Genomic DNA, 16281 nt, shown 5'->3' on the forward strand with positions numbered 1-16281 from the left:
TGTTGCGCTAAAGGTTTACGTGAGCAGGAAATGAACTCTATAACAATTGGTCCCTTTGCATTAAGCACTCCTCTTTTCATTGTCATGTTGACGCTGCTCTGTGCAGTGGCGTTGGCATGGCTGCTTGAAAAAAAATACACCATCAAAATCGAATCGCGCCTATGGCTAACCGCCATAGCGGGGCTATTCGTTGCACGTGTGGTATTCGTGGCTCAATACTGGGAACAATATCAAACGAATCTGTTAGGCACGTTGGACATACGGGATGGGGGCTTTTCGGTTGCAGCGGGACTGATCGCTGCGGCTGCAATGGCCTTATACCTAGGCTATAAAAGCGTAGGGTTGCAGCGCACAGCGTTCGTATTAAGTGTGATGACGGCTGTAGTGGTTGGGGGTAGCACCTTTTTGTGGTTAGGAGTCTATAAAAAAGACGCTCAACCGCTGCCTTTACAAACCCAACTGCAAAACCCGTGGGCAGACTCTGCGGCGGAACAAACCGTGACTCTGGAGAATTTTAGTGGTCAGCCCATGGTGATCAATCTATGGGCATCATGGTGCCCGCCGTGTAGGCGTGAGATGCCTGTCTTTGAGGCCGCACAGCGTGAATTCCCTCAGCTCACCTTTATCTATGCTAACCAACAAGAGCGAGCAGAAACGGTAGAGGGATTTTTATCGGGGCAGCAACTGAATTTACAGCATGTGCTGTTGGATCAAGAAGGAGACTTGGCGCGTTTTGCTCGTAGCCGAGGACTCCCCACCACGTTGTTCGTGAACAGTGATGGCAGTGTACAAGCCATCCGTATGGGGGAAGTCTCCCGTGCGACGTTAGCGCAATATATAGAGCAACTGCGTTAAGCGGTTGCTGCTGTTTGCTGTTGGTGTTTAAGCGCGTATTGATTGGCCATCACGGCACACGCCATTAACTGTACCTGATGGAAAATCAATAGTGGTAATAGCATGGGGCCAATGATGCTACCAGCGAAGAGCACTTGTGCCATGGGTACACCGGTAGCCAGACTTTTCTTGGATGCACAAAATACGATGGTGATTTCATCCGGCAAGTCAAAGTGCAAACGTTTGGCAATCCAGCGTGTGGCATACAAAATCACAAACAACAGCAGTAAGCACACAAAGGTGAGCGCCAAGAGTGACAGTGGGTGAATCTCGGCCCACAAGCCACCTACTACCGAGGCACTAAACGCAGTGTATACCACCAACAAAATAGAGCCTTGATCAATGTTTTTTAACCAACGTTGGTTGCGTGTGACCCAGTGCCCAATCAAGGGGCGCATTAAGTGACCCACCACAAAAGGCAACAGAATTTGCAGGCTGATTTTGACCACGGTGTCGGTCATGTCAATTTCCACATCTGTTTCCAGCAGCAGCTTTAACAGCAGTGGCGTCAGCACAATCGCAATAATACTAGAGGCTGATGAACTGCAAATGGCGGCAGGAACGTTACCTTTAGCGATAGAGGTAAAGGCAATAGCGGATTGTACGGTGCCTGGCAATACACACAGATAGAGGATACCGGCAGCCAGTTGTAAGCCTAGAAAAGGCACCAATACAGGTTGTGCTGCCCAGCCTATCAGTGGGAAAAGCACAAAGGTGCAGCTAAATACCACCAGATGCAGACGCCAGTGTGTGGCACCCGCAATAATGGCTTCGCGAGAAAGCTTAGCCCCGTGCATGAAAAACAGCAGGGCAATCGCTGCATTGGTGAGCCAGTCAAAAAACACTGCGCCTTGCCCGTGAGCGGGAAGGAAAGTGGCGAGTGCTACGACGGCAATTAGGATGAGGGTGAAGTTGTCAAATAGAAGGCGTAGTCTAGCGAGCATGAGAAGCTTCGTGTTTTTTATTCATGGTACGTAACACTGTAGCATCATTTGACAAAGCTGCTAATGCGTTACACTTAAGGATGATAAATACTTCTTCTATTGGATTGCACTATGCCTTCTTTTGACGTTGTCTCTGAGGTAGACAAACAAGAGCTGAAAAACGCCGTGGATCAGGCTAACCGCGAGTTGGTAAACCGCTTTGATTTCAAAGGCACAAATGCTCGATTTGAACTGGACGAATACGTGGTGACACAATACGCGCCCAGTACCTTCCAGTTAACACAAATGATGCCTATATTGCGTGCACGTATTGCGGCGCGAAATATTGATGTGCGTTGTTTGGAAACGGCTGATCCGCTGGAAAACGTGGCTGAAGCACGCCAAGCAATTACGGTTAAGCAAGGTATTGACCAACCCACGTCCAAGAAATTGATTGCAGCTATTAAAGCCGCCAAAATCAAAGTGGAAGCCCAAATCCAAGGCGAGAAACTGCGTGTGACTGGCAAAAAGCGAGATGACCTGCAACAGGCCATCGCTTTGCTAAAACAAAGCGATGTAGAGCTGCCGTTGCAGTTTGAAAACTTCCGCGATTAAGTCGTTTACGCCTTTAGGGGCGTAAACGATAGCCAGTACGGAAAATCTGGGCAATGACGGCGACACACAACAACATGAATAAGCAGGTCATGCCCAGGCTTAATGCCACATTCACATCTGCCACACCATAAAAGCTCCATCTGAACCCGCTTACTAAATACAGCACAGGGTTCAGTAGGCTGACGTTTTGCCAGAAACTAGGCAGCATATCTACGGTATAGAAACTACCCCCTAGGAAAGTCAGCGGGGTAATAATCAGCATGGGTACCAGTTGTAGTTTTTCAAAGTTGTCTGCCCATAAGCCCACGATAAAGCCCAATAGGCTAAATGTCATGGCAGTGAGCAATAAAAAGGCCACCATCCAAAACGGATGCTCTACGTGAAAAGGTACAAATATCTTGGCGGTAATCAAAATGATAGTGGCCAAGATAATAGATTTGGTCGCCGCAGCCCCCACAAAGCCTAATGTGATCTCTGTGTAAGAGACTGGAGCCGATAAGATTTCGTAAATGGTGCGCGAAAATCGGGGGAAATAGATCCCAAATGAAGCATTAGATACACTGTGCGTCAGCACCGATAACATCACCAAACCCGGCACAATAAACGAGCCGTAACTGACGCCTTGTACTTCGTGTATACGTGGGCCAATAGCGGCACCAAACACGACAAAATACAGGGCTGTAGAAATGACAGGGGCAATAATACTTTGCAGCAATGTGCGTCGTGTACGTGCCATTTCAAACTTATAAATAGCGAATAAAGCACGCAGGTTCATGCGGGTTTCTCCATGAGGCTGACAAAGATTTCTTCTAATGAGCTGCGGTGTGTGTCTATATCTTGAACAGAAATATGGTGCAGTTCTATGGCCTTGAGAATATTGGCGATACTCAGATCGGCATCATCAGTTTTATAGTGATACAACAAAGCCATGCCGTCTTCGGCTAGCACCAAACCTAAATCGGCGAGGTCGTCGGGCAGGGCCGTAATAGGGCTTTGTAATTGCAAACGCATGGTTTTTTCACCAAACTTTTGCATTAATTGCTGCTTGTCCTCGACGAGTAGCAGTTTGCCACCTTGAATAATCCCCACACGGTCAGCCAAGTCTTCAGCTTCTTCGATGTAGTGGGTGGTAAGAATAATGGTGACACCCTGATCACGCAGTTGGCGCACCAATGCCCACATATCTTGGCGTAGGCTGACATCCACACCGGCGGTAGGCTCGTCTAAAAACAAAATAGCGGGTTCATGCGATAAGGCTTTAGCGATGAGCACACGGCGCTTCATGCCGCCTGATAGCGCAATTTGTGGGTTAAGACGCTTGTCCCAGAGGCTTAGGCTTTTGAGAATTTTTTCTATCAGTCCTGGGTTAGGGGCTTTACCAAATAAGCCGCGGCTAAAGCTGACGCTGTTCAGGACATTTTCAAAGCTTTCGGCCCCAATTTCTTGCGGAACTAAGCCTATGCGTGAGCGTGCTTGTCGGTATTGTCGTTTGTAGTCAAAACCATCAATAGTCACAGAACCGTGACTGGCGTTTACCAGTCCGCATATAATGCTGATCAAGGTGGTTTTGCCGGCACCATTTGGGCCTAACAAGGCAAAAATCTCGCCTCGTTGAATATTTAGGCTGACATTATCCAGCGCTTGAAAGCCATTGGTATAGCGCTTAGATAGGCCCTCAATCTGTATGACGGTTGAATCAGATGTGTTCATGGAGTTTGGCATGAATGTGAACACCAAAAATGGGAATGACCTCTAGTATACGTGCCCCACACACGATGCGACGTAGTAGCAAAGTGGTGATAGGGGATTTGGCTGATTAGGTAAGGTGGTAACAGGTGGATCTGCAAATCTTCAGTGCTGAAGCAGAGCAACGCTATATGGATAGGGCGCTAGAGCTGGCTATGCAAGCGTGGGCGTGCGGAGAGGTGCCTGTAGGGGCTGTGGTGGTAGATACACAAGGCCAAATCATCGGCGAGGGGTATAATCGTACGATTACCACGCCAGACCCTACCGCACATGCCGAAGTAGTGGCATTGCGGGCCGCTGCCAGTCATGTTGATAATTACCGCTTGCCAGGCGCTAGTGTGTACGTCACCCTAGAGCCCTGTGTGATGTGTATGGGGGCCATGCTGCACGCGCGAGTGGGCAGAGTGGTTTTTGCCGCTACGGACCCTAAAACAGGAGCATGCGGCAGCGTGTTATGTTTGCAGCAGCATACCCAGTTGAATCATCAGACTACGGTTGAGCAAGGTCTGCGAGAAACCGAAGCAGCCGATCTGCTGCGCCGTTTCTTCAAAGAGCGACGCGCTCAACAAAAAGCGCAACGCAAGTTGTGCGACAGTGAAAGTCCTAAAGATAGCGAAAACGCCTAAATCTGCTTATAGATGCGCCTTGTCTGCGAGAGCAGGAGGGGTGCACTATCTTGTTTCAGTTAAATTTGTGTGAGTCAGCCAAACCATGAGCCAGCATCATCACCATTCTTGTACCTGCAGTGAGCATAACCATGAGCACGATGCGGTATATGTGATTTCACCTTCCAGCGCAGTGAAAGACCCAGTGCAGTTGGAACGTGCCACGCAGTGCTTGAAAACACTAGGTTTTGAGACGGTCATAGACCAAGATGCTTTGGCTCGCCATCAGCGTTTTGCCGGCACAGATGAGCAGCGTTTGGCCGCTATTGAGCGCTCTATTCATGTAGAGCAGAACATTATTCTGGCCAGTCGTGGTGGGTACGGCATGTCCAGACTGCTGCCACACATTAACTGGAAGGCCATTGCTGACAGTGGCAAACGTTATGTGGGACACAGTGATTTCACGGCCTTTAACTTGGCCTTGTTGGCGCAAACAGGCGCGATCAGCTATGCAGGCCCTTGCGCTGCATTTGATTTTGGTGCCGAAGAAGTAGACGATTTAACCGCTGATTTATTTGCGGAAACCATGCGTCATGAGTTGGAAGTACTGAGCTTTGAGTCTTTTGGTTCAGATCCAGTCGATGAACGCGGGGTATTGTGGGGCGGGAATTTGGCCATGCTGTGCTCGTTGATGGGCACACCTTATTTCCCTAACGTAGAAAATGGCATTTTGTTTATTGAAGATGTGAGTGAACACCCATATCGCATTGAACGTATGCTGAGCCAGTTGCTGTATGCCGGCGTGCTAGATAAACAGCATGCCATCTTGTTGGGTAACTTTAGCCATTACAAACTGAGTGACGACGATAGAGGTTTTGATCTAGATGCCGTTATTCAGTGGTTACGTGCCAACACTAAAACGCCAATTATTACTGGCTTACCCTATGGTCACACCGAAGTAAAAGCTACGTTGCCAGTAGGCAAACAGGTGGGTGTGGCATGGGAAGACGACATGGCGTACTTATTAATAGACGAGCACAACCACGACTAAATGCGTGCTCGTTCGGGGAGTGTATGGGCTGTGCTTTGTCACAGCCCTTGCTACACTTGAAGGTTTTAGTTTTTAGCGAATTACAATAGCGTGATCTCCACTGCAAATCTCACCATCCAATTTGGTGCCAAACCTCTTTTTGAAAATGTGAACGTCAAGTTCGGCGGCGGTAACCGTTACGGCTTGATTGGTGCCAACGGTTCGGGCAAATCTACGTTCATGAAAATTATCGGCGGTGACTTGGAAGCCACTTCCGGTAACGTGACGCTGGATCCGGGCCTGCGTATGGGTAAACTGCGTCAGGATCAGTTTGCGTTTGAAGACCAACGCGTATTGGATGTGGTCTTGATGGGCCACACCGAAATGTGGCGGGTGATGGCCGAGCGCGATGCGATTTATGCCGATCCTGAAGCCACCGAAGAAGACTACTTAAAAGCAGCTGATCTAGAAATCCAGTTTGCTGAGTTTGATGGCTACACGGCCGAATCACGTGCGGGTGAATTGCTGCTGGGCTTGGAAATCCCCGTTGAGCAGCACACGATGCTGATGTCGCAAATCGCACCCGGCTGGAAGCTGCGTGTGTTGCTGGCTCAGGCACTGTTCTCAAACCCTGATGTGCTGCTGTTAGACGAACCTACCAACAACTTGGATATTCATACTATTCGTTGGTTGGAAGACGTGCTGAACAGCTACCAAAGCACCATGATTATCATCAGTCACGATAGGCACTTCCTGAATCAGGTATGTACGCACATGGCTGACTTGGATTACGGTGAGTTGCGTGTCTACCCCGGTAACTACGACGACTACATGTTGGCGTCTACCCAAGCGCGTGAGCGTCAGCTGAATGCCAATGCTAAAGCTAAAGAGCGTATTACTGACTTGCAAGACTTTGTGCGTCGATTCTCGGCGAACAAGTCTAAAGCAAGACAGGCGACGGCTCGTATCAAGCAGATCGATAAAATTAAATCTGACACCGTAGAGGTAAAACCGTCTTCGCGTCAGAACCCCTACATTCGCTTTGAGCAAACCAAACCGTTGCACCGTTTGGCCGTGAAAACGGAACTGATCAGCAAATCGTATGACCGTCCTATCGTGAACCGTTTGAACTTGGCAGTAGAAGCCGGTGAACGTATTGCGATTGTGGGGGCAAACGGCGTGGGTAAAACCACCTTGCTGCGTATGTTGGCACAAGATTTAGCTGCAGATTCCGGTACGCTGACCTGGTCTGAAAACGCTGATATCGGTTACATGGCGCAGGACGTATCAGACCAGTTTGATACGGACGCTAACTTGTTCGATTGGTTGAGCGAGTTCCGTAAAGCAGGGGATGACGATCAAGCCATGCGTTCCGTGCTGGGGCGTTTGCTGTTCTCGGCAGATGAAATCAACAAGTCGGTCAACGTACTGTCTGGTGGTGAGAAAAACCGTTTAAGTTTTGGTCGCTTGATGCTGGGTAGACACAACGTATTGTTGATGGACGAGCCTACCAACCACTTGGACATGGAATCCATCGAGTCCTTGCAAATGGCCTTGGAAAAATACCCTGGTACCTTGATTGTGGTTTCTCATGACCGTGAGTTCGTGGGCGGCGTGGCACAGCGTATTCTGGAAGTGATGCCAGACGGTAAGATCGAAGACTTCGTGGGTAACTACGACGACTACTTGACCTACCGCGGTTTGGATTCCTAACGGAGTGACTATGCTGTGCAGTTTGACAGGGGTGCATCAGTTTGAAGAAGACATCAAACGTAGCCGATTTTTGGCTATTGCTGCCCCTGTTAACACAGTAGAAGAGGCTATGCGTTTCTTAGAAGCGCATAGCGTACTGGATGCTACACACAACTGCTGGGCCTACAAAATAGGCAATAACTACCGTTTTAATGACGATGGTGAGCCCGGTGGTACAGCGGGAAAACCCATTTTGCAGGCCATAGAAGGGCAACAGTGCGACGAAGTCGTGGTGCTGGTGATTCGCTGGTTTGGCGGAGTAAAGCTTGGCACAGGCGGTTTGGTGCGGGCGTATGGGGGTGTCGCAGCGCAATGCTTGCGACTGGCTGAGAAACGCGAAATTATCGCCTTGGCCGAAATAGACTGTACCTGCAGCTTTAGCGATATGGCTCTCGTGCGCTCCCGATTTGAGCAGCACAGTGTGCAAGTCGTGACAGAAGACTTTGATGCTGAGGGCGTGCTGTGGCGGTTAGCTATACCCGTCGATAACGTGTCGGAGTTTGAAAATGCCTTCACCAATATGACGCGTGGACAAGGCTTCTTTGAAAAAGTTAAAGCACCCGAAGACGAAGAATAATTACGCACTGTAGGGATAAAGGGTAAACCCCAATCAGTGAAAAAGGTGCAACCTCATTATACTCTCGGTTGTTTTTGTCGCTGCGCAGAATGCAGTGACAGCATACGCTTAGATTTTTCAGAAGTGGGCAGCTTCTGCAAGCGCACGCTTATTCATATCAAGGAGACATAGTGAGTCAACAAAACGAGGCCACAGTAGCGCCAAAGGTTTCGCATAAACGCGTACTTATAGCGAGTTTAACGGGTAGTTCCATTGAGTGGTTTGACTACTTCTTGTATGCCACTACCGCAGGGTTGGTGTTCAATAAAGTATTTTTCCCCACGGTTGATCCTGTCGTTGGGTTGATGCTGGCATACCTGTCTTTTGCGCTCACATTTTTCATTCGCCCATTGGGTGGTTTCATTTTTGCGCACATCGGTGACCGTATTGGTCGTAAGCGTACGCTGGTGATCACACTGTCCTTGATGGGAGGTGCAACCGTACTAATCGGTTTGTTGCCTGGCCATGATGACATCGGTATATTGGCGCCGATCTTGCTAATCGTGCTGCGCTTAATTCAAGGCTTGGGTATTGGTGGTGAGTGGGGTGGTGCGCTGTTGCTGGCCTACGAATATGCGCCTAAAAACCGCAAAGGCTTGTACGGTAGCGTGCCGCAAATGGGTGTGACCATTGGTATGTTGCTGGCTACGTTAGCGATGACGCTGATGAGCCTGCTGCCAGATGAAGACTTCCTGAAATGGGGCTGGCGTGTGCCATTTATTGCCAGTGCTGGTTTGGTATTCTTGGGCTTGTGGATTCGTAACGGTATTGATGAAACTCCAGCCTTCAAAAAAGCCAAAGAAAGTGGCGATATCTCTCGTATGCCTATTATGGAAACACTGACCACGCACCGTCGTGAAGTGTTGATCGCCATTGGCGCTAAAGTGGTTGAGACAGCTCCGTTCTACATCTTCTCTACGTATGTAGTGAGCTACGCGACAGGCGCGTTGGACTTCAACCGTTTTGACGTACTGAACGCCGTTACCATTGCTACTTTGGTAACCACTATCTGCATTCCGCTGATGGGCTTGTGCTCTGACTACGTAGGCCGTAAACGCCTGTTTATGCTGGGCGCTGTGGCAATGGGTCTATATGCCTTCCCGTACTTCATGATGCTGGACAGCGGCAGCACCACGTTGTTGTTGATCGCGACAGTAGTGGGCTTGGGTATTATCTGGGCACCTATTACAGCGGTACTGGGTACCATGTTCTCGGAAATTTTCTCAACACGTGTACGCTACACCGGTATCACTTTGGGTTACCAGATTGGTGCAGCGTTGGCGGGTGGTACAGCACCACTGATCGCGACATGGTTGATGGATAAATACGATAACTCGTGGACCCCTGTTGCGGTGTACATCGTACTGACAGCGGTAATTTCACTGTTTGCAGTGGCAACTGTACGTGAACAAAAAGCTCAGTAATAACAACCTACTGTAGCGAATAAAAAAGCGGGGGCATTCCCCGCTTTTTTTGTGCGTAGAGACTGCTAACGTATGTGCTGTAGTGCGTTAGCAGCACGCAGGCTTACTCCCACACTCTCATGCCTGCGGGCACCGAATAACGTTGTCCGTCGTATTGCAACTTGCTACGGCTGGTCGTGTTTTCTACCTCTGCTTCATTACAGTCACCGTTTGCATCTGCTTTGGCTTCTGAGCTATTGCTTTTGGTTGTGATCAGAATCTCTGCACCTTTGTGCTGATTGGGCTTGCCTATAGCTAGGGTGCGGGTCAGGCTAGAAAAGGTACCATTGCATATGCCATCCCATTCGCCAGTGTGGCGTTCTACTTCAAGGTTAAGCAGTAGGGGGCGTAGCGTAGTGTCTTGTAAATTAAATAAAAATAAGCCAGTTTGGTAAAACGGGTTCACGCGCGAGGCGCCTCGGTGTGACAGGCGCACCCCAAAGGCTAGGCGGCCTTCTACCAATCTATAGGGCGCAGTGTCTATGCCTAGCATGCTTAGGCTAATGGCGTCATCGTCGATTAGGCCATCAATACGGTGCTGCGCGACAGGGTCCAAGGTGTCATGGTGCAGTACGGCAACGACCAGATCGCCGGTGGCATAGTGATCGCCCTCATCGGTAAGCAGCGGTAATGCCACTAACAGGTGCTCGGGCTGTGCCGGCCATTGTCGGCATACCATCGCGTAGGGCGACATGCCTAGATAGCTATCAGTAGATATTCTGGCGGTTGCACCTTCTATAGTGAAATCTGTGCCAGAGACTTTTTCTGCTTGTGGGTATAGGGCGCGTAGGATGTGTTCGGCTCGTTCGCCGCATTCGTTGAATCGCTCTTGGGCGATTGCCGCACCTGAGGAAACAGAGAGCGTGAGGGCTGCAATGGTTAGGGCGAATAGACGTGGAAGCATAACGTGAGTTCTGTGTTTCAAAGTAAGTGCGATACGGGGCGTGTGGTTTGTGTTTTTGATTGCTAGAGCATTTGTGGCTATGCTTGGCAATGGTATCGCAGACTGTGCAGAAGTGTAGGGTGCTTAGTACTCTCTTGACCCTCATCAACATCTCAAACTGTGGCTAGAGGCATAGTAATAGTGAAAGCATAAATTATTCACCCTTGTACAAAAAGGAGCATTTATGATTCGTGACGTTGAAGGGGACATCCTGCTGACCCACGCTCAATTAATCGCACACGGTATTGCACCGCAAGATCCATTTGATAGTGGTTTAGCCTTGGCATTACGTGAACGCTGGCCTTCTATGGTGCGTGATTATAGGCATGCTGTACGTGCCAACTCCATTAACCCCGGTGAGGTATGGCCATGGGCAGGTGTGGATGAGGATGGCAGTGTGCGCCGTATATTGAATCTGGTAACTCAGAACAATTTGGGTGATGGCAAAACTGCTCGAGCTGGTAAAGCTACCTTGGAAAACGTCCGCCATGTATTACAGAACTTGGCGAAGTACGTGCAGGCAGAGGGCATCACTAGCGTTGCAATACCACGCCTTGCTACGGGTGTAGGTGGCCTGGAATGGAGCGATGTGAAGCCGTTAGTTCAACAGTATCTAGGCGAATTAAAAATTCCTGTGATTGTGTACGAGGTGTATCAGAAGGGCGTGGCAGCAGACGAAAATCTGTGACGCAAGCAAGTACCTGTAGCAGTGAGTCGTGAGTATGGTGCTAGCGTTGCTAATGCCTGTTGTGAAGTAAGACGCATCATGCAAACGATAAGAGGGCGGCGATTATTCGCTGCCCTTTTTTATGCCTGCGATTTCTATGTGGAGGCTGTCATATTGCGTATGTGAATAAAGTATTAGGGCTTTCACCAATTACGCATATTTAGTTTAGAAATGAATAATACATAAGTAAACATTGCCAGAGTAACACGCTAGGCGTAGCTCTTTTGAAGAGTAGCAGAGCAAGCGGGATTTCCCATCATCGCATAAGTATTGATTCCCACATTGACTGGCCAGTAGTGGAAAAAATCAAAATAAGGAGACATCAATGAATACATCAGTTTGGTTGGGCTTTGCTCCTCGCCGTCTAACAGTAGCGTTGTTAGCGGCTGGTGTCAGTATGTCAGCGTGGGCAGAGGATCCCGTCAAGGTAGGGATTGCACTGGATATTTCTGGTCCTTTTGCCGCGTCGGGTGCCGAAGCACGCGATGGTTTTGATTTAGCGATTGAAAAACTGGGCAGCACCTTGGGTGGTAAACCTGCTGAGTTCATTAAAACTGACTACGCCGGCAGCCCCGAGCAAGCCACACAGTTGGTGAACCGCTATTTGCAGCGTGAAAAAATCGACCTGTTTACCGGGCCTATCCCGTCTAACGCAGCGTTGGCGGTAGCGCCAGCCTTGTTCCGTGCCAAAGTGCCATTTTTGTCCAGCAACCCAGGCCCTAGCCAGTTTGCGGGCGAGCGTTGTAGCCCGTATTTCTTCGGTCAATATCAAAACGATACCTATGACGAAGCAGGCGGCAAGTTGGCGAACGAAAAAGGTTATAGCAATGTGGTCATCATTGCGCCTAACTACCCGGCAGGTAAAGACCACCTGAATGGTTTTAAACGCTTGTACGAGGGTGAAATTCGCGACGAGATCTACACCAAAGTAGGCCAGATTGACTACGCCGCAGAGATCGCTCAAATCCGTAGCCAGAAACCGGATGCCGTGTTTTTCTTCTTGCCCGGCGCCATGGGTATTAACTTTGTGAAGCAGTATGTGGCAGGCGGTTTGCAAGACATTCCGATGATTGCCCCTGGCTTCTCGGCTGACCAAGACATTATTCCGGCGGTGGGCGATGCCATGCTGGGCGTACAGAACACCGCGCACTGGGCGCATGATCTGCCACTGCCAGCCAATACTGAGTTCGTAGCGGCTTTCCGCGAGAAATACGATGGCCGTTATCCATCGGTGTATGCCGCTATGGCCTACGACACCATCATGGCGATGGATGCCGCTGTACGTGATGCGGGTGGTGCGCAAGACAAAGATGCCTTGGTAAAAGCCTTGGAAACCCCTAGCTATGCATCGGTACGCGGTGACTTCACCTATGGCAAAAACCATTACCCCATCCAGAACTACTACGTACGTGTGGTAGAGAAAGACAGTGACGGTAACTTGACCAACAAGCTGGTGGGTACGGTGCTAGAACAGCACCAAGATGCTTACGTTGCTGAATGCAAAATGTAAGAAAGGGCGGTAAGCATGAACGGGATCTTCATTACTGAGCAATTGCTAAATGGAGTGGGGTTTGGCCTGATGCTGTTTCTGATTGCAGCAGGTCTGACCTTAGTCTTTGGCATTATGGATACCATGAACTTGGCCCACGGGTCTCTGTTCATGGTGGGTGCCTATGTGGCAGCACGCGTGCATGTGGCCAGTGGGTCTATGTGGGTGGCCTTAGTCGTAGCCATTGCCGCGACGGTGGTGGTGGCTTGGGTGTTGGAGTTCCTGATCATGCGGCACTTGTATCGACGCGATCACCTCGCACAGGTACTGGCCACCTTTGGCATTATTTTGCTGGCCGATGATGCGGTAAAAGCCATCTGGGGTGCGGCGCCTATTATGGCGCCCATGCCAGAGATGCTGGCAACCCCCATCGAACTTATTCCTGGTTTGCCATACCCCGCCTACCGCTTAATGCTGTTGGCCGCTGGGTTGTTGGTAGCCGTAGCACTGTATGTGCTGGTGAATCACACCCGCATTGGGATGCTGGTGCGTGCGGGGGCGTCTAACCGTTCCATGGCGGAATTCATGGGTGTGCGAGTAGGGCATATTTTCTCGTTCGTGTTTCTGGTGGGCGCAGCCTTGGCAGCGTTGGCCGGTGCATTGATGGGGCCTATTAGTGCCGTGCAAGTAGGGATGGGCGAGTCCATCTTGATCCCTGCATTAGTGATTATTGTGATTGGCGGTATTGGTTCGGTACGCGGGGCATTTGTGGCCTCGATGATCGTGGGTCTGGTGGACACATCGGGTCGTGCATTCTTACCACCTATCTTGCGTGAAATTCTTTCTCCTGCGTTGGCCGCAGATTTGGCACCCGCGTTGGCAGGCATTGCTATGTACCTGCTGATGGCCGTTGTGCTGACATTTAAACCTGCAGGGTTGTTCCCTGCGCGTGCCTGAGGAGACTACACATGACTATTGCCATGACTTCGGAACAGGCTAAACCCACAGCTCAGCGTGCAACGACGGCAGGAAAACTCTTTCCGTGGCTGGTGTTTGCAGTATTAGCGGCGTTGCCGTGGTTGCTGCAAGCCTTAGAGCTGGATTATTACATTGGTTTTGTGAACCGCTTGCTGATCATGATGATGGCGGTCACGAGTTTGAACTTTATTTTGGGCTACGGTGGTTTGGTGGCGTTGGGGCACGCGGGCTTTATCGGTGTAGGGGCATACACCGTCGTTGCGTGTGTGGATGCGGGCTACAGCTCAGCATGGGCCGCATGGTTCATGGCGCTAGCGGTATCCGGTGTGGTGGCCTTGCTGATAGGTTTGGTGGCACTGCGCACCCGTGGTGTGTACTTCATCATGATCACCTTGGCTTTTGCCGAGATGCTGCATTACCTCGCTATGTCGCTACGCGTGTTTGGGGGCGATGACGGTTATAGCATTTACACCCCATTATCCATGGGGGGCTGGTTAGACGACATGTCCTACGGCTTCTATGGTGTGGTGCTGGTGATTGCCGCCTTGATTTTTGCACTCAACAGCCGCTTGGAAGTATCCAAATACGGTTACGCCTTAAAAGGCACACGCGATAACGAAACTCGTATGGGCGCATTGGGTTTCCCTGTATTCAAACTGCGCTTGGTGGCTTTTGTGGGCGCGGGTGCTGTGGCTGGGTTGTGTGGCGGTTTGCTAGCCAGCAACGACGGTTTTGTGAGCCCATCGCTCATGTTATGGACGCATTCCGCGGTGCTGATCGTGATGGTAGTGATTGGCGGCGTGGGGAATCGTTGGGGTGGCGTGATTGGTGCGGGCGTGTGGCTAGTGCTGGAAGAGGTACTGCGCATGTACACCGATTACTGGCACTGGCCTATGGGCTTATTGCTGTTGTTTGTGGTCTTTGTTGCGCCTAAGGGTATTGCGGCTTGGTTTGAACCAAAGGGGAAAACAGCATGAGTTTGTTTAAAACCGAAGGTGTGGTGAAACGCTTTGGCGGTTTGCTGGCTACAGATAATGTGTCGTTAACAGTAGAAAAAGGCGAGATTCATGCGCTGATTGGGCCTAACGGTGCCGGTAAATCTACCTTGGTTAACCTGATTTCAGGGCTGATCCCAGCGGATCAGGGCCGCACAGTATTGGATGGCAAAGACATTACAGGTATGCCCTCACACTTACGCGTACGTGCGGGGATGGCGCGCTGTTTCCAAGTAACGAACATCTTTCGTGATGACACGGTACTGAACAACCTAATGCTGGCCGTGCAGGCGCATTCTGGCACCAGCTTCCGTTTTCTGTCACGTCGTTCTAATGAGCTGTTACTGCAAGAGCATGCTGAGCAATTAGCTGCCAAGCTGGATTTGACTCAACACTTGCATCGTATTGCCGGCACGTTGCCACATGGTGTGCAGCGTAAGTTAGATGTAGCGTTGGCATTGGCGTCACGCCCTAAATTGCTGCTGTTGGATGAGCCTATGGCCGGTATGGGGCCAGAAGACTCCCTACAAATGGTGGGCATTATTCGTGAACTGCGTAAAGAAACCACCATTTTGCTGATTGAGCACGATATGGATGCCGTATTTCAGTTGGCTGATCGTATTTCTGTGCTGGTGTATGGCCGCATCTTGACGTCTGGCACGGCTGACGAAATACGTAATCACCCGCAAGTACAAGAAGTGTATTTGGGTACAGAAGACGATGCAGTGGAGGCGATGGTATGAGTAACAGCAATACTGGGACCTTACTGTCCTGCAAAAACGTGGAAGCCGGCTATGGCGCAAGCCAAGTGCTGTTCGGCGTAGGGTTGGAAATACGTGAAGGCGAGGTAGTGACTTTGCTAGGGCGTAACGGCATGGGCAAAAGCACCACCATCAAAACCATTATCGGTGCGCTGAAACCCAAAGGCGGTGAAATCCACTTTGCAGGTGAAAAGCTTAACGGCCTTAAAGCCGACTCCATTGCGCGTCGTGGTATTGCCATCGTGCCAGAAGGGCGTATGTGTTTTCCTAACCTCACGGTTGAAGAGCACCTGATTGCTTTTGCTGATAACCGCAGCGGTCAGCAAGACCGTTGGACACTAGACCGTATCTATTCGATTTTTCCTAGGCTCAAAGAGCGCTATCGCAACTTGGGTAGCCAATTATCCGGTGGTGAGCAGCAATTGCTGGCCATAGGTAGAGCCTTATCCACCAATCCCAAACTGCTAATTTTAGATGAAGCTACCGAAGGGCTGGCCCCCTTAGTGCGCGAAGAAATTTGGCGGTGTTTGGATATGTTGCGCGACGCAGGCCAGACCATTCTGGTCGTCGATAAATATGTACAGCGATTAATTAGGCTGGCGGACCGACACGTGATTTTAGAAAAGGGGCACGTGGCGTGGCAGGGATCGTCAGCAGAATTGGACAGTGATCGCAGCCTCTGGAAGACGTACCTAGGAGTATAAGCTGGGGCGGTTTCAAGGCAGGGCGATGACAGAACGACAA

At 50.2% G+C, this 16281-nt stretch carries 17 protein-coding genes; 13 read left to right on the forward strand and 4 right to left on the reverse strand.

All coding sequences use genetic code 11. The features are described 5' to 3' along the window. The first annotated feature begins 30 nt into the window (after positions 1-30). Positions 31-855 (forward strand): TlpA family protein disulfide reductase, encoded by an 825-nt coding sequence (locus ACLPHM_RS01775; RefSeq protein WP_430219560.1) that lies wholly within the window; start codon positions 31-33, stop codon positions 853-855. Here the strand turns inward: ACLPHM_RS01775 and ACLPHM_RS01780 are convergent. Continuing rightward, positions 852-1838, reverse strand: coding sequence for a bile acid:sodium symporter family protein (locus ACLPHM_RS01780; RefSeq protein WP_430219561.1), 987 nt, complete (start codon positions 1836-1838; stop codon positions 852-854). The genes ACLPHM_RS01775 and ACLPHM_RS01780 overlap by 4 nt on opposite strands. Positions 1839-1949: 111 nt before the next feature. On the opposite strand from ACLPHM_RS01780, the gene ACLPHM_RS01785 reads away from it, so the two are divergent. Then, the gene (locus tag ACLPHM_RS01785; protein WP_166409207.1) at positions 1950-2432 is read left to right on the forward strand and encodes a YajQ family cyclic di-GMP-binding protein; all 483 of its coding nucleotides are present in this window, start codon (positions 1950-1952) and stop codon (positions 2430-2432) included. A gap of 13 nt (positions 2433-2445) precedes the next feature. Here the strand turns inward: ACLPHM_RS01785 and ACLPHM_RS01790 are convergent, their stop codons facing one another. Together ACLPHM_RS01790 and ACLPHM_RS01795 are read right to left on the reverse strand one after the other, a co-directional pair. After that, a complete protein-coding gene (locus ACLPHM_RS01790; RefSeq protein ID WP_135863591.1) occupies positions 2446-3207 on the reverse strand; it encodes an ABC transporter permease in 762 nt (253 codons plus the stop codon). Continuing rightward, a complete protein-coding gene (locus ACLPHM_RS01795) occupies positions 3204-4142 on the reverse strand; it encodes an ABC transporter ATP-binding protein (protein WP_430219562.1) in 939 nt (312 codons plus the stop codon). Before ACLPHM_RS01795 ends, ACLPHM_RS01790 begins: the two co-directional genes overlap by 4 nt. 125 nt (positions 4143-4267) lie before the next feature. Here ACLPHM_RS01795 and tadA point away from each other — a divergent pair, with 125 nt between their 5' ends. The 5 genes from tadA (at position 4268) to ACLPHM_RS01820 (ending at position 9605) form a co-directional block, all read left to right on the forward strand. Continuing rightward, a complete protein-coding gene (gene tadA / locus ACLPHM_RS01800) occupies positions 4268-4804 on the forward strand; it encodes a tRNA adenosine(34) deaminase TadA (protein ID WP_430219563.1) in 537 nt (178 codons plus the stop codon). An 85-nt stretch (positions 4805-4889) separates the two neighbouring features. Next, on the forward strand, positions 4890-5834 hold the full coding sequence (locus tag ACLPHM_RS01805) for an LD-carboxypeptidase (protein ID WP_430219564.1): 945 nt from the start codon (positions 4890-4892) through the stop codon (positions 5832-5834). Between the two features lie 90 nt (positions 5835-5924). Then, the gene (locus tag ACLPHM_RS01810; RefSeq protein ID WP_430219565.1) at positions 5925-7526 is read left to right on the forward strand and encodes an ABC-F family ATPase; all 1602 of its coding nucleotides are present in this window, start codon (positions 5925-5927) and stop codon (positions 7524-7526) included. Between the two features lie 10 nt (positions 7527-7536). Further along, a complete protein-coding gene (locus ACLPHM_RS01815) occupies positions 7537-8142 on the forward strand; it encodes an IMPACT family protein (RefSeq protein ID WP_430219566.1) in 606 nt (201 codons plus the stop codon). Between the two features lie 170 nt (positions 8143-8312). Beyond that, complete coding sequence (locus tag ACLPHM_RS01820) at positions 8313-9605, forward strand: MFS transporter (RefSeq protein ID WP_430219567.1); 1293 nt, start codon at positions 8313-8315, stop codon at positions 9603-9605. Positions 9606-9708: 103 nt separating this feature from the next. On the opposite strand, the gene ACLPHM_RS01825 is transcribed toward ACLPHM_RS01820, so the two are convergent. Then, on the reverse strand, positions 9709-10548 hold the full coding sequence (locus ACLPHM_RS01825) for a PA3715 family protein (RefSeq protein WP_430219568.1): 840 nt from the start codon (positions 10546-10548) through the stop codon (positions 9709-9711). A gap of 223 nt (positions 10549-10771) precedes the next feature. On the opposite strand from ACLPHM_RS01825, the gene ACLPHM_RS01830 reads away from it, so the two are divergent. From ACLPHM_RS01830 to ACLPHM_RS01855, 6 genes are all read left to right on the forward strand, one after another. Continuing rightward, positions 10772-11275 (forward strand): macro domain-containing protein, encoded by a 504-nt coding sequence (locus ACLPHM_RS01830; RefSeq protein ID WP_430219569.1) that lies wholly within the window; start codon positions 10772-10774, stop codon positions 11273-11275. A gap of 364 nt (positions 11276-11639) precedes the next feature. Then, on the forward strand, positions 11640-12824 hold the full coding sequence (locus ACLPHM_RS01835; protein WP_430219570.1) for an ABC transporter substrate-binding protein: 1185 nt from the start codon (positions 11640-11642) through the stop codon (positions 12822-12824). Positions 12825-12839: 15 nt separating this feature from the next. After that, positions 12840-13760, forward strand: a complete 921-nt coding sequence (locus ACLPHM_RS01840; protein ID WP_430219571.1) for a branched-chain amino acid ABC transporter permease — start codon at positions 12840-12842, stop codon at positions 13758-13760. Between the two features lie 11 nt (positions 13761-13771). Continuing rightward, positions 13772-14758 carry a branched-chain amino acid ABC transporter permease gene (locus ACLPHM_RS01845; RefSeq protein WP_430219572.1) on the forward strand — a complete coding sequence of 329 codons (987 nt, stop codon included), beginning with the start codon at positions 13772-13774 and terminating at the stop codon, positions 14756-14758. Continuing rightward, positions 14755-15519 carry an ABC transporter ATP-binding protein gene (locus ACLPHM_RS01850; RefSeq protein ID WP_430219573.1) on the forward strand — a complete coding sequence of 255 codons (765 nt, stop codon included), beginning with the start codon at positions 14755-14757 and terminating at the stop codon, positions 15517-15519. Before ACLPHM_RS01845 ends, ACLPHM_RS01850 begins: the two co-directional genes overlap by 4 nt. After that, positions 15516-16241: an ABC transporter ATP-binding protein gene (locus ACLPHM_RS01855; RefSeq protein ID WP_135865118.1), complete on the forward strand. Its 726-nt coding sequence runs from the start codon at positions 15516-15518 to the stop codon at positions 16239-16241. Before ACLPHM_RS01850 ends, ACLPHM_RS01855 begins: the two co-directional genes overlap by 4 nt. Positions 16242-16281 lie beyond the last annotated feature (40 nt).

This window comes from Paenalcaligenes sp. Me131 (assembly GCF_050487225.1).
GTDB lineage: Bacteria > Pseudomonadota > Gammaproteobacteria > Burkholderiales > Burkholderiaceae_B > Paenalcaligenes.